Annotated in this window: 19 protein-coding genes and 2 pseudogenes; 18 read left to right on the top strand and 3 right to left on the bottom strand. The window is 60.2% G+C overall.

Annotated elements, in window-relative coordinates:
- The first annotated feature begins 1,247 nt into the window (after positions 1 to 1,247).
- Both AC244Q_RS33515 and AC244Q_RS33510 read left to right on the top strand, forming a co-directional pair.
- Positions 1,248 to 1,432, top strand: a pseudogene (locus AC244Q_RS33515) (cold-shock protein).
- Positions 1,433 to 2,814: 1,382 nt separating this feature from the next.
- Positions 2,815 to 3,093: pseudogene (locus AC244Q_RS33510) on the top strand (hypothetical protein); the annotation flags it as partial.
- A 127-nt stretch (positions 3,094 to 3,220) separates the two neighbouring features.
- Here AC244Q_RS33510 and AC244Q_RS33505 read toward each other — a convergent pair.
- Complete coding sequence (locus AC244Q_RS33505) at positions 3,221 to 5,314, bottom strand: ATP-binding protein (RefSeq protein WP_128407551.1); 2,094 nt, start codon at positions 5,312 to 5,314, stop codon at positions 3,221 to 3,223.
- Positions 5,311 to 6,051 (bottom strand): response regulator, encoded by a 741-nt coding sequence (locus AC244Q_RS33500; protein ID WP_012759964.1) that lies wholly within the window; start codon positions 6,049 to 6,051, stop codon positions 5,311 to 5,313. Before AC244Q_RS33500 ends, AC244Q_RS33505 begins: the two co-directional genes overlap by 4 nt.
- 215 nt (positions 6,052 to 6,266) lie before the next feature.
- Between AC244Q_RS33500 and AC244Q_RS33495 the strand changes: the two genes are divergently transcribed.
- From AC244Q_RS33495 to AC244Q_RS33430, 14 genes are all read left to right on the top strand, one after another.
- The gene (locus AC244Q_RS33495; protein WP_128407552.1) at positions 6,267 to 7,289 is read left to right on the top strand and encodes an ABC transporter substrate-binding protein; all 1,023 of its coding nucleotides are present in this window, start codon (positions 6,267 to 6,269) and stop codon (positions 7,287 to 7,289) included.
- 118 nt (positions 7,290 to 7,407) lie between these two features.
- Positions 7,408 to 8,436 (top strand): ABC transporter substrate-binding protein, encoded by a 1,029-nt coding sequence (locus AC244Q_RS33490; RefSeq protein WP_012759966.1) that lies wholly within the window; start codon positions 7,408 to 7,410, stop codon positions 8,434 to 8,436.
- A gap of 68 nt (positions 8,437 to 8,504) precedes the next feature.
- Positions 8,505 to 10,727 carry an ABC transporter permease gene (locus tag AC244Q_RS33485; protein ID WP_128407553.1) on the top strand — a complete coding sequence of 741 codons (2,223 nt, stop codon included), beginning with the start codon at positions 8,505 to 8,507 and terminating at the stop codon, positions 10,725 to 10,727.
- Positions 10,724 to 11,785, top strand: a complete 1,062-nt coding sequence (locus AC244Q_RS33480; protein ID WP_012759968.1) for an ABC transporter ATP-binding protein — start codon at positions 10,724 to 10,726, stop codon at positions 11,783 to 11,785. The genes AC244Q_RS33485 and AC244Q_RS33480 overlap by 4 nt, the downstream gene beginning before the upstream one ends.
- Positions 11,786 to 11,900: 115 nt before the next feature.
- Complete coding sequence (locus AC244Q_RS33475) at positions 11,901 to 12,548, top strand: HAD family hydrolase (RefSeq protein WP_017997282.1); 648 nt, start codon at positions 11,901 to 11,903, stop codon at positions 12,546 to 12,548.
- 97 nt (positions 12,549 to 12,645) lie between these two features.
- Positions 12,646 to 13,653 carry a LacI family DNA-binding transcriptional regulator gene (locus AC244Q_RS33470; protein ID WP_012759970.1) on the top strand — a complete coding sequence of 336 codons (1,008 nt, stop codon included), beginning with the start codon at positions 12,646 to 12,648 and terminating at the stop codon, positions 13,651 to 13,653.
- A gap of 67 nt (positions 13,654 to 13,720) precedes the next feature.
- The gene (locus AC244Q_RS33465; protein WP_012759971.1) at positions 13,721 to 14,248 is read left to right on the top strand and encodes an NUDIX hydrolase; all 528 of its coding nucleotides are present in this window, start codon (positions 13,721 to 13,723) and stop codon (positions 14,246 to 14,248) included.
- Positions 14,249 to 14,401: 153 nt separating this feature from the next.
- Positions 14,402 to 14,983 carry an NUDIX domain-containing protein gene (locus tag AC244Q_RS33460; protein WP_128407554.1) on the top strand — a complete coding sequence of 194 codons (582 nt, stop codon included), beginning with the start codon at positions 14,402 to 14,404 and terminating at the stop codon, positions 14,981 to 14,983.
- Between the two features lie 88 nt (positions 14,984 to 15,071).
- Positions 15,072 to 16,199, top strand: a complete 1,128-nt coding sequence (locus AC244Q_RS33455; RefSeq protein WP_026157705.1) for a gluconeogenesis factor YvcK family protein — start codon at positions 15,072 to 15,074, stop codon at positions 16,197 to 16,199.
- Complete coding sequence (locus AC244Q_RS33450; protein WP_128407555.1) at positions 16,192 to 16,824, top strand: LbetaH domain-containing protein; 633 nt, start codon at positions 16,192 to 16,194, stop codon at positions 16,822 to 16,824. Before AC244Q_RS33455 ends, AC244Q_RS33450 begins: the two co-directional genes overlap by 8 nt.
- Before the next feature lie 193 nt (positions 16,825 to 17,017).
- Positions 17,018 to 17,878, top strand: a complete 861-nt coding sequence (locus AC244Q_RS33445) for an inositol monophosphatase family protein (protein WP_128407556.1) — start codon at positions 17,018 to 17,020, stop codon at positions 17,876 to 17,878.
- A gap of 60 nt (positions 17,879 to 17,938) precedes the next feature.
- Entirely contained in the window at positions 17,939 to 18,544 is a 606-nt protein-coding gene (locus AC244Q_RS33440; RefSeq protein ID WP_128407557.1) for a dual specificity protein phosphatase family protein, read from the top strand.
- Positions 18,541 to 20,241, top strand: a complete 1,701-nt coding sequence (locus AC244Q_RS33435) for a metallophosphoesterase family protein (RefSeq protein WP_017997274.1) — start codon at positions 18,541 to 18,543, stop codon at positions 20,239 to 20,241. The genes AC244Q_RS33440 and AC244Q_RS33435 overlap by 4 nt, the downstream gene beginning before the upstream one ends.
- Positions 20,242 to 20,354: 113 nt before the next feature.
- Entirely contained in the window at positions 20,355 to 21,995 is a 1,641-nt protein-coding gene (locus AC244Q_RS33430; RefSeq protein ID WP_128407558.1) for a Na/Pi cotransporter family protein, read from the top strand.
- Here the strand turns inward: AC244Q_RS33430 and AC244Q_RS33425 are convergent.
- On the bottom strand, positions 21,992 to 22,975 hold the full coding sequence (locus AC244Q_RS33425) for a LacI family DNA-binding transcriptional regulator (protein WP_097624466.1): 984 nt from the start codon (positions 22,973 to 22,975) through the stop codon (positions 21,992 to 21,994). The two genes, AC244Q_RS33430 and AC244Q_RS33425, sit on opposite strands and share 4 nt — an antisense overlap.
- A 516-nt stretch (positions 22,976 to 23,491) precedes the next feature.
- On the opposite strand from AC244Q_RS33425, the gene AC244Q_RS33420 reads away from it, so the two are divergent.
- Positions 23,492 to 25,345, top strand: coding sequence for an ABC transporter permease (locus tag AC244Q_RS33420; protein WP_128407559.1), 1,854 nt, complete (start codon positions 23,492 to 23,494; stop codon positions 25,343 to 25,345).
- Positions 25,345 to 26,508 carry an ABC transporter ATP-binding protein gene (locus AC244Q_RS33415; protein WP_128407560.1) on the top strand — a complete coding sequence of 388 codons (1,164 nt, stop codon included), beginning with the start codon at positions 25,345 to 25,347 and terminating at the stop codon, positions 26,506 to 26,508. The genes AC244Q_RS33420 and AC244Q_RS33415 overlap by 1 nt, the downstream gene beginning before the upstream one ends.
- The last annotated feature ends 9 nt before the right edge of the window (positions 26,509 to 26,517 follow it).

Genomic DNA, 26,517 nt, shown 5'->3' with positions numbered 1-26,517 from the left:
TGTGCCTTGGACCATTCTGTCGATAAAATCACCAAAACCGAAGAAATGTCGTCATTATCTCCGATTCTCTGAGTCTCACAAGGGAAATAGCGTTAACAGGAAGTCAACGCACAGCAGAAGTGCAGGTCATAGCGATTCTCTGTTAAAGGGAAGGTCGTGGTTTTCATATTCACAGATCATGTTGACTGCCGTCAAAACGGTCGATTTTCGCAACAAGCGCAATGGCTTAAAAGTTTTCGCGACTCAGGGTCTGTCTTTGCCGCTCAAAACGTGTCGCGACGGAGATCAGAGAGAGAATGCCGGCAATCGACCGATCGCCTGGCGTGAGATCCGAGACGCCGGCGAATCGCGGAGGCCGCATATCCTATCGCAAGCAGAAGAACTCTTATTCGGTCAAAAATGCGATCTCCGCGCCTCACCGTACTGTCGACGCCTTTGACCCTACCTCGGCAAGGATTGCAGAGGCCTGCTTGGAGAGGCGGCCGAAAAGGCGAGGCAGGCATCCGACGCATCCATTGGGGGTTCACCGGATCGCGATCGAGGGCCGGGCGGATCGATTGGACAAGCAAGCGTCCATTCCCAGCGCGGTTTGCCTAAACGACGGGGAAAACGACTCCGACATTATGCGGATGATCCATGCGATGGACTGTTGCACAGTGGTTCTCTCGACAGTTTCTGCCTGCCGTCGTCGGATAGCGATTTCACGCGGTTCGCCGCCCGGATCCGAGAGCCGGGCGTCGATGTTTTCACCTGTGGCGAGCAGAAGACCGGCCGAGAGTTTCCGACTGGCCTGCCAGCGGTTCATCTACACCGAGAACGTTCTTCCCCGGGCGAAACCATAGACGAGCAGAGCCCCGCGCCTGCCGACAACTCGTTGCAGCCAGCAACTGTGACCGTGCCGTTCATCAAAGGTGCTGTCACAAGAGAGCACCGAAGACCGACGTAGCAATCTGCGCACCGTCGGCTCCAGAACCTGGTGTCAGACTTCGACCCACGAACGTTTGGCTTTCGCAAACTCGGCGATCTCATCCGCAAGACAACCAGTTCGAGTTCCCCCAAGCCGCGGCCCGTCGGCATCCGGGTTGAACAGCAAGACCGAAGTCGCGCCGCCACTGTGAGGGGTCGGCGGGGCAGGGAAATGTTGGGATGGCTTTCGTGGAGTTCAGAAACGTCTATCAGTACAAGCGATAATAGGAGGGTTGCTTGGACCGAAAGTCCGGCAAGACTACGATCAAAGGGAAGACGCAATGGCGACCGGTACGGCAAAGTGGTTCAACGCAACGAATGGCTTCGGCTTCATCCAGCCGGACGACGGCAGTACCGATGTGTTCGTCCACATTTCGCGGTAGAGCGGGCTGACCTGCGTGGCCTCAAAGATGGTCAGAAGATTGCCTACGAACTGGTGTCGACATTCATGGTATCCAGATCTTGATTGCAGCGAGATGGATGAATCATGTGAAGTGGATACTTCGACGCTCGTAGCGGGTGACAAAGCGTCGGGAGTGCTTCAGGCGATTGAAGCGTCTTTCGATGCGATTGCGCCGCTTGTAGATGATCCGATCATGCGGGAGCAGCGGCTCTTCAAGATCAGGCCGATCGCATGGGGTAACTGCTCGCCGATTGATGTTGCTCGTCGGAAGACCGGGCCAGTTCGATCCGTGCCAATCCGTTCCTCCCCGGTCGGCCGATCAATACGACACCCTCATCCGCCGCTGTTATCCTGGGAGCGCCGAGACGGAAGGCAGGGCAGGGCAGGGCAGGGCAGGAGAGCGATGCCGCATCACCAGGACTGTCAGCAGACCCCTCATCGACATGATATTCAATGCGAAGTGGGCCTGCTTTTGGGTCGTCGAGCCCGGACGAGAAGGCGGTCAACAAGAGCGCCCGGTCACGAATATCAGCGTGGCTTTTGGCCTCGCGGGCCTTCAGAAGCTTCTCGAGTACACCGCGGCGCGCGCTGGAGCTTATCCGCCAGCGCGGACGGATGGGGGGCTCGCACCGCCGGCCGCATTGCGGTTTCCGGCGATGGTGACGAGAAAGAACCGGGGAACCCAAGCCAGCGGGGTCAGAAGCCGACCAGGATGTCCGACGCCTGTGAACCGTGTCAGGCGCATGCGGCCCGAGCACTCTCAAAGATCCGTCCGGCGGAGTTCAGCTTCAACCGACCGCCATGCCCGTGCCTGAGATCTTCCGAGCGCTTGATCGGATCCCAAAGGTGATGAACCACGAATTTTGGGGAGCAACGGTTCCGGCACCTGGCAGGGAGGGGAGGGGAGAGACCTTGGAAAGAGGGCACCAGACTTCGCGATAAGCGAGATTGGAGGCGAGTGCCTTTAATTGGCCGGCGAGATGCTCGTGCTTTGCGACCTCCGACGGATGTATCGAGCGCTATCTGTTTGGACGGCCGTGTTCGTCGTAGAGATCGTCATGGACGGAGGTCGGCCTGAACGGCGCCATGAACCGGCCGGGCCGCGAGATCCCCGATCGTGTCGATCGGATGGCGGTTCTTCCGCTGCCCTAGTGCGATGTCGTAACCCTCAAGCGCTTGCTCAAGGAGCTTCTCAACCTGCCTACTGGTGCGCCGTGCGGGCGAATGGGTAGTTCTTCGCCCTGGCGCAGAGGACGGAGAGCCGTTCGGAGATCGGTTTGCGCTCTGCGCTACAGATCCAAGAGCTTACATCTGAGCGCAAAGGCGGCTCATTACCGACACCTGCCCTATTGGTGGCAGAAGTAATAGGCCATATCGCTTCTAGTTAACGCGGGATTTACCAAAATTTCAATGCGTTATGATGGTGATAAGTAGTCAAACGACGCTACGTGCTGACGGAGGACGGTGATCTTCACGTGCTGGACGTGATCAAGGGCGAGATCGTTCGCAAGGGTAAGGTCACGGAAGCCTACAGCAAGGACGGCCATTGGCGTGATCCGCGTCCGCGTCTCGCTGTTGCGGACGCCCATCTTGCCATTACCGATCCGCGGCATTCGCTGGTTCGCATCGTCGACGCCGAGAGCTTGAAGGAAGTTCGTGCGATCCCAGTCGAAGGCAAGCCCTTTACGATCGTTGCTGTAGGCGGCTCCGGCGCCTCGCATTGACGCGATGGCCTCGGTCCGGAAGCATTTGTTAGCTTCGGACCGAGCTCATTCCATGGGGAGATGGCGATGCAGCATACCCTCGATGACGACCTGAAGCTCGCGAAAACCAGAGCCTGGTGCTCTCGATTCACGCCGGAAACAAAAGTTCAACGACGGTTCCCTTGCCCGGTAGCGAGGCAATGCGAGCGTCTCCACCGCTTTGGCGTACGAAGCCATAGACCACTGCAAGGCCAAGACCCGCGCCTCCTTCCGCGCCACGCGTGGTGAAATAGGGCTCGAACGCCTTGTCGACGGCCTCCGGCAACATGCCGATGCCGTCATCCGTCACGCTGACGCTGACGCCAGCCTCGCTGCGGGAGCAACGAATAAGGATTGTTCCACCCGCTGGCATGGCCGCAGCGGCGTTGAGACAGAGATTGAGGATCGATTGCTCGAAGAGCGCCGTGTCGATGAAGACGATAGGCAGGCCATCGGCAATTTCGAAGGCAAGCCGGCAATTTTCGCCGATCGCGATTTCCAGCACGTCGGCCATTCCGCGCAGCACGGCGCCAATCTCCACCGCGCCTGGATGGATCGGCTGCTGGCTGCCGATGGAAAGCATGCTCCCGGCCAGCGACCTGCCACGGTCGGCAGCTTTACGGATGCGGGCGAGGTGCCGTTTTTGCCGGTCATTGAAGCCGGTTTCGCGCTCCAGCAGGCCGAGGCTACCGGTGATGATGCCGATCATGTTGCCTACTTCGTGGCTCACCTGGTGGGTCATGCGCATGATGCCGTCGAGGCGTTGGATCTTTGCTGCCTCCGCCTCCTGCCGGTCTATGTCGGTAATATCGCGCGCCAGCAGCACGATTCCGCCATCGGGCTGGCGCGACAGCGACACTTCCGTCACCCGCCCCGCGTCGGAGCGGTGGCGCAGCACCGACCGATCGGAGAGCAGCCCAGCATCGTTTTCGGCCGGCAGGAGGGTCGGCTCGATCTCCGTTAGCGGCGCCACGAAACTGCGGAGCGGCAATTTCCTGGCCGAACCAGACCAGCCGACCAACTCGATGACACGCCGGTTCATGGTGATCGGCCGGCCGCGCGGATCAAACAACGCGATGCCCTCGTTCATGCTGCGGAAGGTGGAGCGGATGGTGCGTGCGGCGGCCTCTGCCGTGCGCCGCAGCTGCGTCACGCGCTCGACGCTCTCCCGGAACGCGCGGAAGGCTTCGAGCAGACGCACGAGCTCGGTTTCCGTGCCGTCATAGCGCGGCGTATCAACATCCTTGCGACCTTCTGCCAGCGCGTTCATGCCGTTCGAAAGGGAGACGATGCCGCGTGAGACGCGCATGACCGATCGGATCGAGACGACGGCCATTGCCAGCACCAGCAGCGAGGCGACGGCGACGATGACGAGGATGCGGCTCAAGGCATCGGAGGTCGAGACGAGGTCATCACTGAGGCTGCGGGCGACGGCCTCGCTTTGGGTTTCAGTCGCATGCGACAGATCGCGTGAGACGTTGTGCAGGCGCGAGACGGCGGCGCGGATGGCGAACATTTCGAGGAGATATCGCGTCTGTGCCTCGAAGACCCGTTCGTAAGGCGCAAGCTCGGCGGCGGCAATCCGGGTGTCAGGCGCAGCGCGTTCGAGGCGCGGGGCGGTTTCCGAGACGTAGCGCCGGCGCAATTCGCCGAGCTGAAAGAGGCTGTCCGAGTTGGAGGCGGATTGCACGATGGCATTCAACCGACTGCGGAAACCGGCATCTGCAATGCCGCTGCCGGTCGCGATCTCGCCGAGCGCTGCCGCAGCCTCCGCCTTGTGCTGCTGGGCCGATTCCGCGTCGCCCGCAAGCGTCGTCGTTTGCGTGCGGATCGTTTCCAGCAGCTCGATGATGCGGCTACTTGCAAAACCCTGCACGACAGCCCCGTCGTTTTCAGGTTGCATGGCGCGCAAAAGCGCGTCGACCTGCACGACGACCGAGCGGCTTTCGCTGGAGACCCGGTAGGGTGAGGTCGCATTCATCAGGAAGGGCGCACTGGAGACGAGATCGGAAACCTGCCGCGAGACCAGCGAGGCCTTGGCGAGACTTGAAAACGCCTGCAGGCCATAGGCGGCCATCTCTTGGCGCGCCCGCTGCAGGCCGTAGACGGCAATGGTCGAAAGGCTGAAGACGAGCACGCAGATGAAGGCGATGGCGAAGGGCAGGCGAAAGGCGATGGAGGAGAGGAAGGGGCGGCTGATCACGGTGCGATCTCGCCATCGTCTGTGTCGAGAACATAGCCCTTGCCGCGGCGCGTCTTGATATGGCGCGGCAGGTCCGGATTGCGCTCGATCTTGCGACGCAGACGCAGCACGAGCACGTCGACATTGCGGTCGATATAGCGCTCGCTTTCCGCGCCCAATCGATCGAGGATATGCGCGCGGCTAACGGGTGTGTTGGGTGTTTCGGCGAGGATTTCGAGCAGCGCGAATTCGGCGCTCGTGAGCGACTTGGCGGGGTCGGTGCGGCAGATGGCGCGGCGGCCTTTGAGATCCACCGACCATTCGCCGAGCTTCAGGGATGTGGGTTCATGCTCCCGCTCACTTTCCCGGTCCGGCTTCAGCGAGGGGATCGTCCGGCGCAGCACGGCCTTGATACGGGCAGTCAACTCGATAGGCTCGAAGGGTTTGACGACATAGTCGTCTGCCGCGGTTTCGAGACCGAGCACCCGGTCCACGGCGCTACCGGCAGCCGTCACCATGACAATGCCGATATTGGCCTGTGCGCGCAGGCGCTGCGCGAAGGTGCGGCCGGAGGTGCCGGGCAGGTTATGGTCGACGAGCACGAGATGCACGGTTTCGCGCGAAAGCACGATCGTGGCCTCTTCCGCCGACGGCGCGGTGAGCGCTGTCCATCCTTCCGCCTCAACCAGGTCGGAGATAAGCTCCGCCATGTCCGGATCGTCCTCGACGATCAGAATGGTTATCCTCTCATTCAACACATGCACGTCCTCCCGCGCCTATTATAGGCAGAGCCGTCACGATCTTCAAAGCGAGCTCTTGTTATGCGGTTTGTCACATTTGTAACCTTTGTCATGTTTTCGACGATGAAGCCGCTCCCGCTGTAAGAACCGTAACCATTCTTCGATTGCGCAGCGAAACAGATGTGACATCCTGACTGCGGAGATTGGGACGCACCGTCCAATGGGAGGAAATTGTGAGAGGCATCACCGCTTTCAGCGCGGTAGCAGCTTTGTGGCTGGCGAGCGCCAGCACCGGCATGGCAGCCCCGTCGCTCACCGTTCTGTGCGGTGTGGACGAGATGTGGTGTGCCGCGATGAAGACGGCCTATGAGGCAAAGACCGGGCTCGAAATTTCGGTGACGCGCAAGAGCACCGGCGATATCCTCAATCAGATCCGCGCGGAGAAAGCGGCGCCTACCGTCGATGTCTGGTGGGGCGGCACCGGCGATACCCATCTGCAGGCCGGTTCTGAAAATCTTCTCGAACCGTATCAGCCTGCCCGTGAGCGCGACATGCTGCCGTGGGCGCAGAACTTCTTCGCCATGTCCGGCGGCCGCTCGGCCGGCATTTATGCAGGCGCGCTCGGCTTTGCCTACAATGCCGACCTGCTGCGCGAGCTGAAGCTGCCCGCGCCGACCTGCTGGAAGGACCTCACGGACGTCGCCTATCGCGGCCGCATCCAGAGCGGCAATCCGAATTCGTCCGGCACCGCCTTCACGGCGCTTGCGACGTTGGTGCAGCTCTTCGGCGAGGACGAGGCTTTCCGTTATCTGGCTGCGCTCAACCGAAATATCGAGCGTTACACCCCCTCGGGGGCTGCGCCCGTCAAGGCGGCGGCGCGCGGAGAAACGCTCATCGGCATTTCCTTCATGCATGACGCCGTCACGCAGAAGCAAGTCGGCTTTCCCCTCGTCATCGTCGCGCCCTGCGAGGGCACCGGCTACGAGATCGGCGCCGTGAGCATCGTCAAAGGCGCAAGAAATATCGAAGAAGCAAAGCGCTTCGTCGATTTCGCGCTGAGCCCGGAAGGGCAGGGTACGGGCGCGGCGTCCGGCCAAAACCAAGTGCCATCCAACGCGAAGTCCAGCCTGCCGCTTGCAGCCCCGGATATCTCGATGATCAAGATGGTGGACTATGACTTTGCCACCTTCGGCTCGCCGGGTGAACGAAGTCGACTGCTCCGCAGGTTCGATGCGGAAATCGCCGTGACAAACTGATCAAGGTCTTTCGACAAACCACAATCCGAAAACATGCACACGCCGCCGCGGGCAGGCCGATGGCCGCGCTGTGTCTTGTTCTTGCGAGAATTAACCCAGGCAACAGGAGGATGCCCCAATGAAAATGAAGACCCTTTCCCTCATGCTCTTCGCCGGCACGGCGCTCGGTGCGCTACCGGCGCAGGCGGCCGGCGAACTCAACCTCATCTGCTCGGCGGACGTCGTGATCTGCGAGCAGATGAAGGGCGATTTCGAGAAGTCGCATAGCGACATCAAGGTGAACATGGTTCGCCTCTCGTCGGGCGAGACCTATGCCAAGGTGCGCGCCGAGTCTCGTAACCCGAAGACCGACATCTGGTGGGCTGGTACAGGCGATCCGCATCTCCAGGCGGCATCAGAAAATTTGACGCTGGAATACAAGTCGTCGAAACTCGACGAACTCAACGACTGGGCGAAGAAGCAGGCAGAAAGCTCCGGTTACAAGACCGTCGGCGTTTATGCCGGCGCGCTCGGCTGGGGCTACAACACGGAAATCTTCAAGACCAAGGGCTACAAGGAGCCAGTCTGCTGGGCCGACCTTTTGGCACCGGAACTGAAGGGTGAAATTCAAATCGCGAACCCGAATTCTTCCGGCACCGCTTACACGGCGCTCGCCTCTCTCGTGCAGATCATGGGCGAGGACCAGGCTTTCGACTACCTGAAGAAGCTGAACGGCAACATATCGCAATATACCAAGTCCGGATCGGCACCCGTCAAGGCCGCAGCACGCGGCGAGACGGCGCTCGGCATCGTCTTCGTGCACGATGCGGTGGCGCAGACGGCTGAAGGCTTCCCGGTCAAGTCGATCACGCCTTGCGAGGGTACCGGCTATGAGATCGGCTCCATGTCGATCATCAAGGGCGCCCGCAACCTCGAAAATGCGAAGGTCTGGTACGACTGGGCGCTGACGGCGGAAGTCCAGTCGCGCATGAAGGATGCCAAGTCTTTCCAGCTGCCTTCCAACAAGAGCGCCGTAATCCCGAAGGAGGCGCCGCGCTTCGAGGACATCAAGCTGATCGACTACGACTTCAAGACCTATGGCGACCCAGCAAAGCGCAAGGCACTGCTGGAACGCTGGGATCGGGAAATCGGCGCCGCCGCCAACTGATGCCCTGACCGGCGGCGCCCGTCTCCCCGGGCGCCGCCTCCTCACACTCAAAGACAGCGAGGTCAGCCATGAGACATGGCAATCGTAGGCTGGACATCGTCCTTGTCCTCGGCGCGGTCGCATTGACCCTATTGCCCTGGTATCGGATCGAGAACGGCTTCTTCGGACTCGGTTGGCTGGCCGCTTTCCCCCTTTCTCCGGAGGCCGCCCCCGGTATCGTGCAGATTTTCGCGCATGGCCGGCTGTGGCTTGCCGGTGCGCTCGTGCTCTTTCTTCTGGCGATCGTGGCCCGCGGCATGGCAGACCCGATGCGCCGCGGCGCCGCGCTCGCCTGGACCGGCGCGATCGGTGTTCTCTTCCTGTCGCTCCAGGGCCTCGCCATCGGCTTGTCCGGCTGGACCTGGACGGTGAGCGAAACGCTCTTCGGCACACTCTCGAACGGCCAGGCTTCCATGGGGGCGGGTGCGGTGCTCTCTGCCATCACCTTCGTGCTGCTCTTCGCCTTCGGCCTTGCCGAGCGCGGTGTCATGAAGGGCGACGCCTTTGTCGTCAGCGCGATTGCGCTGCTCGTCTTCCTCGTCGCAGTCTTCGTCTTCTACCCGATCGGCAGCATGTTCGTCGGCTCGGTGCAGGATTTCGATGGGTCTTTCAATGCGGATAACTTCATCCGTAACGTGCAGGATCCAAGCATCTGGAGCCTCAATTGCCTGATCGGCGCCGGTCGCTGCGGCGTCGCCTGGCGTACGCTCTGGCTCGCCATCATGAGCGGCCTCGGCTCGACCCTGCTCGGCCTCGCCTTCGCGCTCGTCGCCACCCGCACGCGTTTTCCCTTCAAGAAGGGCCTTCGGCTGCTGACGATCCTGCCGATCATCACTCCACCCTTCGTCATCGGTCTGGCGCTCACCCTGCTCTTCGGGCGCGCCGGTGTCGTCACGCAGGGGCTGTCGCAACTGTTCGGCTTCGAGCCCGGGCGCTGGCTCTACGGCCTCACCGGCATCTGGATCGCGCAGGTGCTGTCCTTCACGCCGATCTCCTTCCTCGTGCTGATCGGGGTCGTCGAGGGCGTCAGCCCGTCGATGGAGGAGGCGTCCACGACGCTGCGCGCCGACCGTTGGCGCACGTTCTGGCGGGTCTCGCTGCCGCTGATGAAGCCCGGTCTCGCCAACGCCTTCCTCATCGGCTTCATCGAAAGCATGGCCGACTTCGGCAATCCGCTGGTGCTCGGCGGCAGCAATGGCGTGCTCTCGACGGAAATCTTCTTTGCCGTGGTCGGGTCGCAGAACGATCCGTCGCGCGCCGCCGTGCTCGCAACGGTGCTGTTGCTCTTCACGCTGTCCGCCTTCCTCGCCCAGCGCGTCTGGCTGTCGGGCAAGAACTACGCCACCGTCACCGGCAAGGGCGATAGCGGATCGCATATTGCTCTGCCGCGCGGGCTGTCGATCGGCGTTCACGCCGTCGTCATCCCGTGGATTCTCTTCACGCTCGTCATCTACGGCATGATCCTGATCGGCGGTTTCGTGAAGACCTGGGGTCTCGACAACTCGTTGACGCTCGACCACTACGCCAAGGCCTTCTCGATCAGCTTCGAAAATGGGATTGCCTGGACGGGCGTCGCCTGGAACTCGTTCTGGACAACGATGGAAATCGCGTTGGTTTCTGCCCCGCTGACCGCCGCCGTCGGCCTGCTGACGGCGTACATTATCGTGCGTCAAAAATTCGTCGGCAAGAATGCCTTCGAGTTCGCCCTGATGATGAGCTTTGCCATTCCCGGCACAGTCATCGGCGTCAGCTACATCATGGCCTTCAATCTGCCGCCCTTGGAAATGACCGGCTCGGCCCTCATCTTGATCGCCTGCTTCGTCTTCCGCAACATGCCGGTCGGCGTGCGCGGCGGCATCGCGGCGATGAGCCAGCTCGACAAGAGCCTGGATGAGGCCTCCCTGACGCTCCGGGCCAACAGCTTCCGTACGATCCGCAAGGTCATCCTGCCGCTCTTACGCCCGGCCATCACCGCCGCGCTCGTCTATTCCTTCGTGCGCGCGATCACCTCCATCAGCGCCGTCATCTTCCTCGTCAGCGCCGAGTACAACATGGCGACCTCCTACATCGTCGGCCTCGTCGAGAACGGGGAATACGGTGTGGCCATCGCCTATTCCACCATGCTGATCGTCGTGATGATCACCGTCATCGCCGGCTTCCAGCTCATCGTGGGCGAACGGCGCCTGCGCCGTGAAAACCGCGTCGCCGGCCTCGCCACATCCGCTTCCTCTCGCCAGGAGAAAATCGCATGATCAACCCCAAAGCCGGTTCCGTCGTCTTCCAGAACGTGCGCAAAACGTTTGGAGCCTTCACCGCCATTCCGGACCTCTCGCTCACCATCGAGCGCGGCACGCTCGTCACCCTGCTTGGCCCTTCCGGCTGCGGCAAGACGACGACGCTGCGCATGCTTGCAGGCCTCGAACATCCTTCGGCCGGAAAAGTCCTGATCGGCGGCAAGGACGTCACCATGCTGCCGGCCAATGAGCGCGATGTTTCGATGGTCTTCCAGTCCTATGCGCTCTTTCCGCACATGAATGCGCGCGACAACGTCGCCTATGGCCTGGAATCCTCCGGCTTCAACCGCAAGGAAGCGCGCGAGAAGGCAGAGGAGGGGCTGGCGCTGGTCGGCCTTGCCGGCATGGGCCATCGCCTGCCCGCCGAACTCTCCGGCGGCCAGCAGCAGCGCGTCGCCGTCGCCCGCGCGCTGGTGCTGGAGCCGCAGGTGCTGCTGCTCGACGAGCCGCTTTCCAACCTCGATGCGCGCCTGCGCCGCAAGGTACGCACAGATATCCGCGAACTCCAGCAGCGTCTCGGCTTCACCGCCGTCTATGTCACGCACGATCAGGACGAGGCGCTTGCCGTGTCCGACCGCATCATTATCATGAAGGATGGCGAAGTTGCCCAGTCCGGCGCCCCGCGCGACCTCTATGAATCGCCGGCTTCCGCCTTCATCGCTGATTTCATGGGAGAGGCGAATGTCATCCCATGCGAGGTGGTTGGCATCGATGGCGCAGATGCTGACATCCGCATTGGCGGTTTCAAACATCGTGTGCCGGCGGGTAGGGCGACGCCGGGCGCGGCGAGCCTTGCCGTTCGTCCCGGCGCGATCGCGCTCTCCGAGGGAGGGGGGCACGGGCTTGCCGGCCGCATCCTCCATTCGGCCTATCTCGGAGATCATGTCGAGTACGAGGTCGAAACCGACGTCGGCACGCTCTTCATCGTCGACCACGCCGTCGACCGTATCCTACCGGTCGCCTCCGACGCCACGCTCGGCTTCCGAAGTCGCGGCATCGCCCTTATCAGCACGTGAGAGCCTCTGACACGAGGCCCTGGGCCGAGCCGCGTTCGATGCCCGTTGACCAGGACGATTACGCCTGAATGGAGCCTCGCGTCAAACCGATGTTCGCCCGCCGGAAGGATGAGGTATGATTGATATTCTATCGCTGGAAAATGATTTCGAGGCCGTGATTTTTGATTGCGACGGCACACTTGTTCACACGCCCCCTGTCTATGCGGACGCATGGGCGGCCGGCTTTGCCCTTTCCGGCAAACCGATGAGTGAGGCTTGGTATTTGATGCGGGCCGGAATGTCTGAAGTGGTTCTTATGGACGCCTTTGAGCGAGAATTCGACGTTGTGCTCGATCGCGCATCCGTCATCGCCACCATGCGATCGCACTTTCTCCAGAATGTCCACAATGTGCGCGAAGTTCGCGCGGTTGCTGCAACCGTTCGCCGGTTGGCCGGCTTGCGTCCCATGGCTGTTGCATCCGGCGGTTCGCGAGAAATTGTCACAGCGACCCTACAAGGAACGGGCCTGCGGGAGTATTTCGACCAGGTGGTCACGATCGATGACGTGCCAAATCCAAAGCCGGCGCCGGACCTGTTTCTGCAGGCGGCCGCTTTGTTGGGAATAGAACCAGCCCGGTGTGTCGTGTTTGAAGATAGCGAACAAGGTCTTGAAGCAGCTCGACGGGCGGGTATGAGCGCCATTGATGTGAATCGACTTGATCTCCATGAGCAGCAACAGCTTGCAGATGAATGCCTGAGCATTCGGTCGGTGCAGGCGCATTAATCCTGCGGCAGGTTTTGTCCTAAAGAACCGCCGGGGCCGGCTCTTGCACGCAATTGCAATTTGTGCACAGTCCGGGCAAAGGGAGTTGCCGGTGGTCATGAAGGATTTTGTCAGCGCGCAGGAGGTTGCTGAGAAAGCGGGCGTTTCGCGCTCGGCGGTATCGCGTGCCTTTACCCCGGGTGCCAGTGTATCGGCGAAGACGCGCAGACGCGTGATGGATGCGGCCGAGGCGCTTGGCTACCACGTCAATCATCTGGCCCGGGGGCTGATGACGAATGAAAGCGGCATCGTTTGTCTTATCGTGTCGGAACTCGGAACGCCCTTTCGCTCATCTCTGATCCGGGCGATCACGCAGCAGCTTCAGAATAGTGGAAAGATTGCCATGCTCATTAACACCGACCGTTCCGACGGCAGTGTGGATCGGGCGCTGCGCCAGGCAATTCACTACCGGGCCGATGCGTCGATCATCCTATCCGGACTGCCGGACAAGTCGATCACACAGCTCTGCCTGAGGAATGGTCAACGCCTTGTCCTCATCAACCGTGATGACGACCAGCCGGGGCCGCTGCGCATCAACATCGACGACCAGGAGGCCGCCAGCCGCATCCTCACCGCCTTCATGCGTGCAGGCTGCCAACAACTGGCATTCGCCAATTCCGAGGTCGGAACACCGAGCCTGATGGCGCGCGAGCGCGGTTTCGTTGCGGCGGCTGCGGCCCTCGGCATCGAGGTTGCGGTCGAGCGTCATGGCTCGACTGGCTACGAGGCTGGAAAGGTGGTTGCCCAGAGGCTGCTGACGCGCACGAATCGGCCCGACGCGATCTTCTGCGCCAACGATCTGCTCGCCTGCGGCGTCATGGATGCCGCGCGCCATCAGTTCAAGATCTCTGTTCCTGACCAGCTTTGCATTGCAGGTTTCGACGATATCGAGCAGGCGTCGTGGTCTTCCTACGATCTGACGACCTTCGCACAGCCGGTTGAGATGGTGGCGCGCGAAGCGGTCGCGTTTCTAGCTGCTCCTACCCTTCCGGAAGATGCCGGTGAGGTTAGGTCTCTGAAACTTCATGCCGAACTGGTCTGGCGCGGCTCGATCCGCGGCGGGTGACATATTCCCCCGTCAAACCCTCGCGCGAGTAACCTGGAAAGGCTTCATATCCGTCCTCGGGAAACACATGAAGAACGACGATAAACGCCAGAAAAACAAAGCCGCGGGTTTGCTGCACCAACTTGCGCTCGTGCCCGAGACCTTGTTCAAGGGAGCCTTTCTGCAGCAATATGGCGCGGTCTGCTTTCGCTATCTCGGCGACGAGGACAAGGTCGAGATCCTGTTGGTCACGTCGCGTCAAAGTCGTCGATGGGTCATCCCCAAGGGCTGGCCGATGAGGAGAAAGAAGCCATTCGAAACGGCTGCCACTGAAGCCTGGGAGGAAGCTGGTGTTCAAGGGAGCGTGCGCAAGAAGCCGATTGGCCGATACACCTATCTCAAGGAACTTGGTCCTGACGTGGTTTCGCCATGCATGGTCGACCTGTTTCAGATCGAGGTCGAACGCCTGACGGACGACTTCAAGGAGCGTGGCGAGCGGGTTCTCGTCTGGGTCTCTCCCGATGAGGCAGCCCGGCGCGTGCGTGAACTTGAACTCAAATCGCTCCTCGTGTCGTTTCGACCACATCGACCGAGAGTAAAGATAAAAAATAGGTAGTGAGGGCCGTCCTCGGGCCTTCTGACTGTTCAGACATCCATTTTCCCAGCACGAAGCAGGCGCCGACATTCAAACAGTCTTTCGAAACAGATAGAGCTTGGCTTCATATATTTGGCCCGGCATATCCAGCCATGAACAGGAACCGATACGGCCATGGATCCATCTTCAATCATGAAAACGTCAGAGCAAGGCGCGGGACCGGACATCATCACAGTCGATTCGCGGGAGGTCTATGCCAACCGGTGGATGACGGTCCGCGAGGACAAGATCCTGCGCCGTGACGGGTCGCCCGGGCTCTACGGCTATGTCGACAAACCCGACTTCGTGATGATCCTGCCCTTCGACCGGGGTCTCGTTCACCTCGTTCAACAATTCCGATATCCGATCAAGTCGCGCCAATGGGAATTTCCTCAGGGAAGCTGGGAGGAGAAACCGGACGCCGATCCCGACGAACTCGCCCGCGGCGAATTGCAGGAGGAAACCGGGTTGATTGCGGGCTCATTAATCAGGATCGGCACTATCTACCCACTTTATGGAACGGTGACCCAGAGATGCCATGTCTTCTTCGCGACGGATCTCACGCCAGGGGATAACAAGCTCGAGCATGAAGAACAGGACCTCGTTCGCGCCACCGTTTCGGTTGATGAGCTGCAACGGATGATCCTCGACGGCGATCTCCAGGATGCGGGCACGATTGCCGCTTTCGGGCTTGCCAGGCTGCGGAAGCTTCTGTGACAGCCTCGTCACGATATGTGACGAGGGGAGAACTTTTGCACGTAATCCGCGCAGGCTATGCATGTGCTTCTAAAGATCGCGAGCGGGTATGAAACGGATTGTATTATTCTCGGGCGGCAGCGCCTGTCGATCGATCAATGTGGCGCTGTGCCAACGTGGAGCCGATGTCACCCGCGTCGTGCCTGCTTGGGATAGCGGCGGCAGCTCGAAAGTTATTCGCGAGCGGCTCTCCATCCTCTCAGTGGGAGACATCCGCCAGGCTCTGATGACGATGGCACATGGAGAAGGCTGCGCCGGTGACGTCGTCAAGATCTGCAACGCCCGGGTATCGGCCAATCTTGGCTTTGACGATGCCCGCAAGGAATTCCTCTTCTACGCCGAAGGCCGTCATCCGTTGCTCGAGAGAATGGAGCCGGGCCTGCGCGGTGCAATCCTGAATTATCTGAACACATTCGCCACTTCTGTTGGTCGAGATTTCGACTTCAGGCACGGCAGCGTCGGGAACTTCATTCTGACGGGCGCCTGCGTGGCGCATAATGGAGACGTCAACACGGCGATCTTCGTGTTCAGAAAGCTGTGCGGCATCGTCGGAAACGTATGGCCTTCGTCCTGTGACAACGACTTGGTTCTCTCCGCAACTCTGAGGGACGGTCGGAGGCTTGCGCCGCAGGACGTCATCACATCGATGGGGGCAGGGGATGCAAAGGTTGGGATCGCAGAGGTCGAGCTGGCTGGCGCCGATCAGGCCCTGCCGGTTGCCAACTCGGCTGTGCTGGACGCCGTTGCCCGGGCGGACCTGATTGCCATCGGTCCGGGCAGTCTCTACACGAGTATCCTTCCTCATCTTCTGGTGACGGGCCTCGTTTCAGCTATCGAGAAGGCCAACTGCCCGAAAGTCTTCATCGGCAACATCCTGCAATGCCGGGAGACCATGGGACTAACGCTCGAAGACGTCCTGGCGGCCGCGGATCTGCATGCGCGCAAGGGCGGCGGAACCTCGAATCTGTTCACCTTCGTTCTCGCAAACAGGATGCTGTTTCCCTTCGAGAAGACGGTCGGAACGTTTCCCTATCTCAGAGAGAAACCGCAGGAAAAGAACGGGCGTCACATCATCAAGGGCGAATTCGAAGATGCCTGGAGCCGCGGTCAGCATGACGGTGATGCAACCGCTGCAGCCTTGCTGAAAATCGCATCCGGAGACGCTTCAGATGCATGAGATAACAAGTAGGGTCGACGAGGTCAGGCGCCTCAAGGGTTTCCTGACCATTGCGCAAACGCTGCAGCTTGCAGATCTGGGCGTCACGGTCATCGATCCGTTTTCGACCTTGATTTCCTCTCGCGCCAGCCTGGGGTCTGGCGTCTTCCTCTGGCCTAATGTGACAATCGAGGTCGGCCCGGAGGGATCGGTCAGCATTGGCGCGTCGACCGTGCTTCACAGCGGCGTGCGGATCGAGGCCGGCGCCGGTTCGATTGCCATAGGCGCAAACGGCGATCTCGGTCGGGAGGGGGGCTTTACCCTTGTGGTTGGCGCACAGAGTGACAAAATCGATGTCGGAAACGATGTCCGGTTGAATGGCGGCGGTTCGATTACCCAGAGCGCAACGCTTGGCAACGGCGCGCAGGTTCTTGGTCCGATCCGCATCCAGAATTGCCAGCTTGGCGGCGGCGGCTCCTTTCGCGAGCGTGATCCGGACAAGCGAGGAGCAGTCCTGAAAGGCAGCGGGGTTGCCAGAAACATCGATCTCCCGGCGGGCATGGTCATTCAGGCATTTGGGCTGTTTTCCGAGGCGCCGAAGCGGTGGCAGAGCTATTTTCATCCCCAGAAAGACGAGCGATCCTAAGCCGCTGTGGAAGAGGGGCGACATCGATTGGGCTTCAACATTTTCCAGAGGCCGGCAGATGGTCGGGCGCGCTTGCAACCATCAAGGAAAACGGACGAACAGAACCAAGTGATCACCAGCGATCGCATGACTTGACCCGATTGCACGCGCGTGCAAATATGAGCGCGCGTGCAAAACACCTGAGGGGAATCATATGCATTCAGTATCCGATGCAGCCTTGGCCGAAACCCGCGCGGATTATTGCCGCGCCGTCATCCGCACTGCCGGGGATCTGGTTCTCAAAGGCTTTCATGCCGGAGTGGCAACCGGTCTGTCGATGAAGGGGCCACAAGATTACCTGACGGAAACGGATGCCGCGTCCGAGGCCTTGATCCGCGACAGCATCCTGGCTGGCTTTCCCGGCGACAGCTTCTTTGGAGAAGAAGGCGGCGGCGCAATCGGTGAGCGCGTTTGGGTCGTCGACCCGGTCGACGGTACAGCCAATTTCGCGCGCGGTATTCCGCATTTCTGCATCTCGATCGCCTACGTAGAAAAGGGTGTGACGGAATTTGGCGCCATCTATAACCCCGCGCTCGATGAGTTGTATTTCGCAGAACGCGGCCGCGGCGCCAGTTTGAACGGCAAGACGATTCGGGTCGCTGCGACACAACGTTACGATGCCACTACCATCGAAATGGGGTGGTCGACGCGCGTTGCGAACGAGACCTACCTCGAGGTCGTGAAAGGATTGCTTGATCTCGGCACAAACGTCCGAAGGGCGGGCTCGGGTGCATTGGCTCTGGCCTATGTGGCCGACGGCCGCTCCGACGGATATGTCGAACTGCACATGAATTCCTGGGACTGCCTGGCCGGCCTTCTCCTCGTCAGCGAGGCGGGGGGCGATGTCTGCCCCTTCCTCGATATCGGCAGCCTGGAAAAGGGTGGTCCCGTCCTTGCCGCCGCTCCAGCCATTGCCGCAGGGATCAGCAAGGTCGCCAAAATCCCGCTTTCGACGGCAGGCAATTCGCCTGAGAAAGCACACTTGGGTGGCCCCGGGGCTCTCGCAGGAGCTTGAGAACAAGCTCAATCCGCCGGTAGCGGCGACAGGCGCACGCGGCGCGAAGGAGGACTTGACATGGACGGACCCGTTTACGCTCGCCCGGCGATCAGCCTGATCGCGGAAGGGCTAGGCCCTTTCGGGGCGGCTCTTTTCATTGGCGGGAGCACCGGTGCAAGCGACATTGGTCTCCTGCGCCAGCACCAGATCACGACTGTGGTGAACTGCGCCGTCAATCTCGATATCAACTACGTGCAGGCAGACCAGGGAACGGCTGACCTGCGGGCGTCAGGCTACGGAGATATTCGCTACTACAAAATTGGCCTCATCGACGGGGAGGGCAGCCCTGATACGATGATGCTCGGCGCCTATTACATTCTCGACGGCGCTCTGCGCCAGACCATGCCGAAGCGGCAGACCTACCCCTTTCCCGACGGCGGCAACGTGCTCGTCAATTGTCGAAGCGGGCGCAGCCGCTCTGTTTCGCTGGTTGCGCTTTTTCTGCACAAGCAGCAGCCGCATCTCTATCCAAGCCTGGATGACGCCCTCGCCGTCATCCGCGAGCGGCGCGAGCTGCGTCCCGACGAGTGGTTCGAAACGCCAAAGCCGATGCTCTACGGAGCAGCCCAGCGGGCGTCGGAGTGGATCGACATGATCGAAGAACGCAGGCAACGCAATTCATGATGCCCCGATCCTATCCCGAGATTGCCGTCATCGCGGATGCACATTTTCACGACGTCGATGCCGATTTCGGCTTTTCCGGTGTCAGGATCGGCGGTCGCGCCATGACGATGCGCAGTTGGTCGGACACACGCCAGTCAACGCGAGTCTTCAACGAGAGTGCCGGCGCACTCCTTGCGGCGCTTGAACACGTACAGAAACGTGGCATCCGACATGTCGTGCTGCTTGGCGACTACAGTGACGATGGCCAGCGGGCAACGACGGAAAAGCTCGCCGACATTTTGCAACAGCACAGCCGGGAGCATGGAACGGCCTTCTATGCGCTGCCGGGAAATCACGACATATTCGGCCCGCGCGGCCGTCATCACACCAAGCAGTTCCTGACGGAAGGTGGTCAGGCGATCCTCGTCTCGAGCGATGCCGGACTTGCACGCGAGGGTGCAGTCTTCAGCGACAGGATGTATTGCGAAGGATATCCGGATGGGCTTCGCGCGATGGCGAATTTCGGCTATTTCCGCCGGCCGGAATACATCCATTGGGAAAGCCCTTTTGGATTATCAGATGCTCAGGAGGATAGGGTCTACGAGGTGACGTCGCCGGACGGCGTCAATCGCTATCGGCTCATGGACGCATCCTATCTCGTCGAACCAGAGCCTGGCCTCTGGCTGCTGATGATCGACGCAAATGTGTTCGAGCCCCTCGATGGAGCCTTCGCCGATGGTGAGGAGGCAGCCTTCACCGACAGCACCGCCGGCGGCTGGAATGCCATGCTGCGTGCTAAGCCTTTCATCTTTTCATGGGTCAGCGACGTTACGCGCCGGGCACGTCTTCTCGACAAGACCGTGCTCGCCTTTTCTCACTATCCGGCGCTCGATCCCTTCGACGGCGCTTCCGATGCGGAAAAAACGCTCTTCGGTGAGACCAACGTCGTGCGCCGCACGCCCCGGCGGGAAGTCGAAGAGGCGATCCTTTCGGCAGGCTTGCAGGTCCACTTCAGCGGCCATCTGCACGTTGAAGGCGTCACCACGCGAGGTTACGATAGCAGCCATGTGACCAATATTGCTGTCCCGTCGCTCGTCGCATTCCCCCCAGCATTCAAGGTCATACGACCAACTCGACACCATTTGGCCGTCGATACGGTCGGGCTTTCGGCAATCGCTGTCGACCGTGATCTCCTCTCAGGCTATCGGCTTGAAACCAACGGTCGCCATGAGCGCGGCGCCGATGCGCTGTCTGCTGACAGCTACGGCGCCTTTCTCCAGGCCCACAAGCGGGCGCTGGTCGTCCATCGTTACCTGCCGAAGGAATGGCCAGGCGCGTTCGCGGCAGCGATCCTGGAGATGAATGTCGCGCAGGCAGCACAATGCGTAGCAGGGGGCGCCGCAGGGGAAAGTGACTGTCTCGAACTGTCGAGTTCGGCCCAGGCAGAAGATCTTCCGATGATCGATCTGATCGCCGACTGGTATTGCCTGAGACAAGGCGGGCATCTGTCAATCGAGCATATAGAACCCGAACGACTGGCACTCTACCGGTCGCTGACAAATCAGTTCGGTCGCGCGCCCGACGCCTATGATGGATCGCTTCCTAGCTTTCTTGGCGTTTTCCTCGGAGCACTTGGCCTATTCCTGGACCGCGCGGCAAAGGGCAGACCTAACATCGTTGTCCCGCTCGAAAGGGTTCAGCAGGATGTCCCGGCATAGCAGCGCGACATCGAACGACGATAATGTGAGTTGGAATAAAATAGGGGTCTGACGACGCGTTTGGTCGCCATGAATGCCGGAACGCGAAGCCGGCAGAATGCAGCAGGTGTGATATGGAATCGGCTATCGTCAGCATCAATCTTTTCGGCGCGGTCGCTCTGCTTCTGTTTGGTCTAGCCCAGGTCAAGGGCGGCATGACGCGCGCCTTCGGTACGAAACTTCGTGCGGGCCTTGCCAGGAGTACCAGAAGCGGCACCAGATCCCTTTGCGCTGGCTTCATTGCCACTGTTGCTCTGCAAAGTTCTACGGCCACCGCCTTGATGGTTGCCTCCTTCGTCGAGAAAGACCTGATCGTGCCGGCCATGGCACAGATCGTGCTCCTCGGAGCGAACGTCGGCACCGCTGCGACCGCTTGGATCGTCGCCCTCGGCCTCGGCTGGCTCTCGCCATTGTTAATCCTTGCCGGCGCCATCCTGTTACGGGGCCGCTCCACAGCCCGCCAAGGCACGGGTACGGCACTGGTGGGGATCGGCCTCATGCTGCTGTCTTTGCATCTGCTCTCGGGAGCGACCGATCCCATCCGACAATCGCCGGCGCTCAGCCTGTTCATAACTATGCTCGGAAACGCGTGGCCGGTTGCCTTGATCTTTTCGGCCGTTCTGGCGATCCTGGCATCTTCCAGCCTTGCGATTGTCGTTCTTATTCTTTCACTCGCCGCCGGTGGTGGCATCGACACGGGGCTCGTGATCGTGCTCGTCCTTGGCGCCAATCTCGGAGGCGCGGTTCCGCCCGTTCTTGCCACCCTTCGGGCGCCGACGAGCGCCCGAAGGGTTACACTCGGGAACCTCATCGTACGGGCGATCGGCGTTTGCATCGCCCTTCCCCTTGCAGGCTATGGCGCAGACCTTCTGGAACTGTCGCCGCTGCCGCATCAGAATTTCGCAGTCGACGCACATCTCGCCTTCAATGTGCTCGTCGCTCTCGTTGCCTGGCCTTTGTCGCCATACGTCCTGTCACTGATGTCTCGCCTCCTGCCGGAGGAAGAGAAAAATCTTGAGAACAGCTATCTGGACAGCAATGATCTCGCACGTCCGCTCTCCGCTCTCGCCGGGGCAAGCCGCGAGGTCATGGTGGTCGGCGATCTAGTCGAACAAATGCTGTCGCAGGCGGCTGAGGCGATAAACCGAAACGATTCCTCCACTCTTGCCGGAATCGCAATGCTGGAAGGCCGGGTCGATCGGATTCAACACGCGATCAAGGTCTATATATCCAAGCTTGGTCATGATGGCTTGAGCGCAGAAGAACATCGTCGCTCCATGGGCATCGTTGAATATGCCATCAATCTGGAACACATCGGCGACATTATCGAAAAAGGGATACTCCCGGAAATTGCCAAGAAAATCGAACGTGGCCTGCAATTTTCGCCGGATGGGAAAGAAGAAATCTCCGGCCTGTTCGCTGTTACGTTCGACAGCCTAAGGATGGCACAGACGGTTTTTGCAACACAGAACGCCACGCTGGCGCGCCGGCTCGTCGAAATCAAGGAAGACGTGCGCCGGCTCGAAAAGCAATCGGCCCAACGGCACCTGCAGCGCCTGCGCGAAGAGCGGCCCGAAAGCATTCAGACGAGCTCGCTGCACCTCGATATTCTGCGCGACCTGAAACGCATTCATGCCCATATCGCGGCCGTCGCCCATCCGATCCTCAATCAAAGCGGTCTTTTGATTGAAAGCCGAATCCGCCAGGCCAACTAGCGGGCTGTTGTCCTCTCCACCATGAACACCGACACGACTTGAAGCCGGGTCTCTGTCTCGTCGCTGTCGAGCGCCGTCAGAACTTTGTCTGTCAGGTCGTCAAGCGGTTGGGCAACCGTGGTCAACTGGTAGCTCTTCCAGCTCGCCTGAGGTATGTCATCGAAACCGACGACCGACAGATCTTCAGGCACGCGGCGGCCCATTTCCAGGCGGGCTGCATCCAGAAATCCGAGAGCCATGAGGTCGGTGACGCAGAATGCGCCATCAATAGTCTTGTCCGAAAGCAGTTCGCAGGCGGCCTTATAACCGCTGTCATAGGACGTCGGACCACCCGACCAAGCCACGACCTCTATGCCTTCTATCCCCATGCGCTGGCTGAAAGCGTTCGCCCGACGAACTTGTGACGGGGTCTGGCTGCTGCTCGAGACGACGACGACCTTTTTGCAATCGGCTTTGACAAGTCGCATGGCGGCGAGCTCGGCACCGTGGGAATCGTCGCTTAACACCATGCTCGTATCGGTTCTGTCGAGGCGCTGGTTGATCAGGATGAGGCGAACACCGTTGGCGATGCACTCGTCGATGATCGAGGTTGGAGGCTCCCCCGAAAGAACGATGATTGCTTGAGCCCGGAACTCGAACAGAAGTTCGATGAGGGGTGCAATATCCTTGCGTGCATCTGCTGCGTTGAGGAGCAGGCATTGCAGGCCCCGCCGCAACAGACCGATGCTGAGAAGATCAAGCTGCCTGGAAATGAATGGCGAACTGAGATTGGCGCCAACCACACCGATGAGATTGGAGCGCTCGCTCATCAGACCCTGAGCCAGACGGTTGACGCGATAGCCGAGTTCACCGGCGGCTTTGAGGACCTTGCGTCGCACCGATTTCGATACACTTCCGCCATTGAAAGTGCGCGACACGGCCGAGCGCGAAACTCCCGCGCGCTTCGCCACTTCTTCTGCCGTCACAAATGTTTGTGCCATCAATATTTCCACTCGAACCAGGGTCTTTATCAGTGGCCATAAAGTCCTGGTTTTTCCAATCGAATATTTTCAATCGCCTGCCAGTCACGCTTAGCGGCAGCTGACCAATCAGCATCGCCGGCTGCGCAGGATGAGACCTCACACCATATCGCGGCTGGCCGCCATGCATACCTGTTCGAAAGTACATTTTAAATTGATAAAAATATTTAATGAAAACAACTGGATAACATATTGACCGCGCGTGCATTTTCTCGTTGACAAAGGGCACGTTTCAATGGATCATGCGTTCTATAGAAGAGCATAAATGGAATGCTTATTCCGTTGAGGATGCCTTTGACGAGCGCGCCGGGAGGAGCCGGCTCGCTCGCCGGTGCGCGGGCCTTAGAGGCCTGTGGAAAATTGAATTCTTGCTCGCGCTTTTTGCGCGCAGGGGCATCCCGTTCGCGGGAGCCTTCTGTGCATGCCTTCGCTTGGACGACGTCATGCGAGCAAGGAGATGACGATACGGGAGGTACGATGGCTCTTTTTAGCGAGACGATGAAGGCAAAAGCGCCCGCCACGGGTGTTGGTGCAAAGCCATCCGGATGGCAGGTGTGGCGCTATCGGTTCAAGGTCGCGCTGCGCGAGCCAACGACGCTGATCGGTGTCTTGACGGCCCTGCTGTTCACCTACCTGATCGTCGTTCCGATCATCTCGATCGTTCTGGACGCCATACGCGTCCAGTTTGGCAATGAGCGACGGCTCGGCAAACAGGTCGGCGACCTCACCTTCTATTATCTCGATCGGACATTCTTCTCTCCTGTTGCGACCGACCTGTTCTGGCACCCCCTCGTCAATACCTTGACCGTTGCATTTGGTGCCATAGCCCTTTCTCTGGTGATCGGCACCATCCTGGCCTGGTTGATTAGTCGGACTGACATGTTCGGGCGACGCTGGTTTGCGACCGCGTTGATCGTTCCGTACATGCTGCCTGCGTGGACCTTCGCGCTCGCATGGATGACGCTGTTTAAGAACCGGACGATCGGCGGTCAGCCGGGTTGGTTCGAGGCAATGGGCATGACGCCACCGGATTGGGTCGCCTATGGTCGCTTTCCGATCACAATCATTCTTGCCTTGCACTATACGCCCTTCGTCATCCTCCTTTTTGGTTCTGCGCTCCGTCGCTTCGATTCCCAGCTTGAGGATTCCGCCCGCATCCTGGGCGCCCGGCGTTACCAGGTTGCCTTGCAGGTCATTCTGCCTCTGATGCGGCCGGCTCTCCTGTCAGCAATGGTTTTGATCTTCGCCAAGTGCCTGGGCGAGTTCGGCGTTCCCTACGTCCTTGGCCTGCCCGTCAAGTTCGAGGTGCTTTCGACCTCGCTGTTTCGTAGTATCGCCTCGCGCCAGACTGGCGTGGCAGGTGTCGTCGCAGCCTCGATCATGGTGATCGGCATCATAACGCTGATGATCGACGCACGGTTGGTGCGCGAGGCCCGCCGCTTCGTCACAATCGGTTCGAAGGGGTCTATGAACCGCCAAAGCCGCCTGGGTAAAATGCGGCTTCCGGCGACGGGGTTCGCCGCAGCGATCTTCCTTCTCGGTGTCGGACTGCCGCTGCTGACGCTCGCATTGTCTACCGTCATGAAAATTCCGGCGCAGTTCACACTCGACAACTTCACGCTCGACTACTGGATCGGCACCAATCTCGATACGGTCGCGCTGCAGACGGGCATTCTCTTCAGTCCGGATCTCTGGGCAGCGGCCGGAAACACATTGATGATCGTCGGCCTAGCATCCCTGACCTCGGGTATTCTCGGTCTCTTCGTCGGGTATGTCGTCATCCGTACACCGGTCCGCGCGCTGTCGGTCTACCTCCGTCAAGTGACGTTCCTGCCTTATCTCGTGCCGGGTATCGCGTTTGCCGCGGCCTATCTCTCCTTGTTTGCCGTTCCGCGCGGGCCGATGCCGGCGCTTTATGGGACCGTGACCATCCTCGTGCTTGCCCTTATCGCCGATCAGATGCCCTACGCTTCCCGCGCTGGCATCTCCGCAATGACGCAGCTCGGCAAGGATCCGGAAGAGGCCGCCCAGATCGCCGGTGCAGGGTGGTTGCGGCGCATGATCTCGATCGTGATCCCGATCCAGAAGGGCTCCCTGGTGACCGGCGTGCTTCTTCCGTTCATTTCCGGGATCAAGGGCCTCAGCCTCTTCGTGATCCTCGCCGTCCCGAGCACCGACGTTCTGACCACCTATTCGCTCCGGCTTGTCGATTATCACTACACCCAGGCGGCCAATGCCGTCGTCCTGATCATCGCCGGCATTGCCTATTTTGGCACGCTGCTGGCCCAGAAACTCACCCGCACAAATCTTGCAGAAGGACTTGGAAGCTGATGCCTACGATCAACCTGCGCGGTGCGCAAAAAAACTACGGCGTGAATGCAGCAAACGCGGTCTCGGACCTCGATCTCGAAATTCGCGATGGTGAGTTCATGTGCCTTCTCGGCCCCTCCGGCTGCGGCAAGACGACGACCTTGAGGATGATCGCCGGGCTGGAGAACCTGTCTGGAGGTGAAATTCGCGTCGGAGACAGGCTGATCGATTCCGTTGCCGAGGGCGTTTTCGTTCCTCCCGAAAAGCGCGAGATGGGTCTCGTCTTTCAGAGCTACGCGCTGTGGCCGCATCTAACGATCGAGCGGAATACCGATTTCGGCCTGCGGCTGCGCAAACTGCCGAAAGCCGAGCGTGAGGCCCGCGTGGAAAAGGTCATGCAGGCGCTCGACATCGCCAAATATCGCGATCGCTATCCCTCGCAGCTTTCCGGCGGCCAGCAGCAGCGCGTTGCGCTTGCGCGCATGCTCGCGGTCAATCCGGGCGTGCTGCTTCTCGATGAGCCTCTGTCCAATCTCGACGCTCGGCTTCGGCTGGAGATGCGCGCCGAACTCAAGCGGCTACACAAGGAGTTCAAGACGACCATCGTTTTCGTGACCCATGACCAATGGGAGGCAATGACGCTTGCGACCACGATCGCCGTCATGAACGAGGGCACGCTCCAACAGATGGGGACGCCCAATGACATCTATGACCGGCCGGCCAATCGTTTCGTCGCGGAGTTCGTCGGCAGCCCGCCGATCAATATCCTGACATTCGGACAGCCGGGTGTCTCCGATATCGCCGACAAGGCTGAAGCCTATTTCTCGGCGCGGTATCCTGCACTCTCCGGCATCGGCTCGGTCGGCATCCGGCCGGAGGCGATCGGGTATGTCTTGAAGCTCGAGGACATACCGCAAGGTGATTTTTTCGGCGAGATGACCGTCACTGGCGTCCTGCCGACAGGTGGCAGTTGGATCCTCGAATTGCGGAGCGACAACCATACGCTGTTTCTCACGACCCACGCGCTGCCGCGTATCGACGCCGGGGAGCGCGTGTTTTTCCACGCACCACCTGAGGCCCTGCATGTTTTCGATGCACGCGGAGAGCGAATTACGGAGTCAGATACGCTGCTGAGGCAGCGGCGTCTACAACTGACACCCGCGCAACCAAGAATAGCTTACTGAAGGAGGAGC

It is taken from the genome of Rhizobium sp. CB2179, from assembly GCF_057653455.1.
The sequence above is the reverse complement of the archived record's forward strand: the minus strand, read 5'-3'. Positions and strand labels throughout refer to the sequence as shown.

Excerpts from the sequence above, each read along its gene's own strand:
- AC244Q_RS33490 (WP_012759966.1), top strand. The coding sequence starts at position 7,408 with ATGAAAATGAAGACCCTTTCCCTCATGCTCTTCGCCGGCACGGCGCTC.
- AC244Q_RS33485 (WP_128407553.1), top strand. The coding sequence starts at position 8,505 with ATGAGACATGGCAATCGTAGGCTGGACATCGTCCTTGTCCTCGGCGCG.
- AC244Q_RS33480 (WP_012759968.1), top strand. The coding sequence starts at position 10,724 with ATGATCAACCCCAAAGCCGGTTCCGTCGTCTTCCAGAACGTGCGCAAA.
- AC244Q_RS33475 (WP_017997282.1), top strand. The coding sequence starts at position 11,901 with ATGATTGATATTCTATCGCTGGAAAATGATTTCGAGGCCGTGATTTTT.
- AC244Q_RS33470 (WP_012759970.1), top strand. The coding sequence starts at position 12,646 with ATGAAGGATTTTGTCAGCGCGCAGGAGGTTGCTGAGAAAGCGGGCGTT.
- AC244Q_RS33465 (WP_012759971.1), top strand. The coding sequence starts at position 13,721 with ATGAAGAACGACGATAAACGCCAGAAAAACAAAGCCGCGGGTTTGCTG.
- AC244Q_RS33460 (WP_128407554.1), top strand. The coding sequence starts at position 14,402 with ATGGATCCATCTTCAATCATGAAAACGTCAGAGCAAGGCGCGGGACCG.
- AC244Q_RS33455 (WP_026157705.1), top strand. The coding sequence starts at position 15,072 with ATGAAACGGATTGTATTATTCTCGGGCGGCAGCGCCTGTCGATCGATC.
- AC244Q_RS33450 (WP_128407555.1), top strand. The coding sequence starts at position 16,192 with ATGCATGAGATAACAAGTAGGGTCGACGAGGTCAGGCGCCTCAAGGGT.
- AC244Q_RS33445 (WP_128407556.1), top strand. The coding sequence starts at position 17,018 with ATGCATTCAGTATCCGATGCAGCCTTGGCCGAAACCCGCGCGGATTAT.
- AC244Q_RS33440 (WP_128407557.1), top strand. The coding sequence starts at position 17,939 with ATGGACGGACCCGTTTACGCTCGCCCGGCGATCAGCCTGATCGCGGAA.
- AC244Q_RS33435 (WP_017997274.1), top strand. The coding sequence starts at position 18,541 with ATGATGCCCCGATCCTATCCCGAGATTGCCGTCATCGCGGATGCACAT.
- AC244Q_RS33430 (WP_128407558.1), top strand. The coding sequence starts at position 20,355 with ATGGAATCGGCTATCGTCAGCATCAATCTTTTCGGCGCGGTCGCTCTG.
- AC244Q_RS33425 (WP_097624466.1), bottom strand. The coding sequence starts at position 22,975 with ATGGCACAAACATTTGTGACGGCAGAAGAAGTGGCGAAGCGCGCGGGA.
- AC244Q_RS33420 (WP_128407559.1), top strand. The coding sequence starts at position 23,492 with ATGGCTCTTTTTAGCGAGACGATGAAGGCAAAAGCGCCCGCCACGGGT.
- AC244Q_RS33415 (WP_128407560.1), top strand. The coding sequence starts at position 25,345 with ATGCCTACGATCAACCTGCGCGGTGCGCAAAAAAACTACGGCGTGAAT.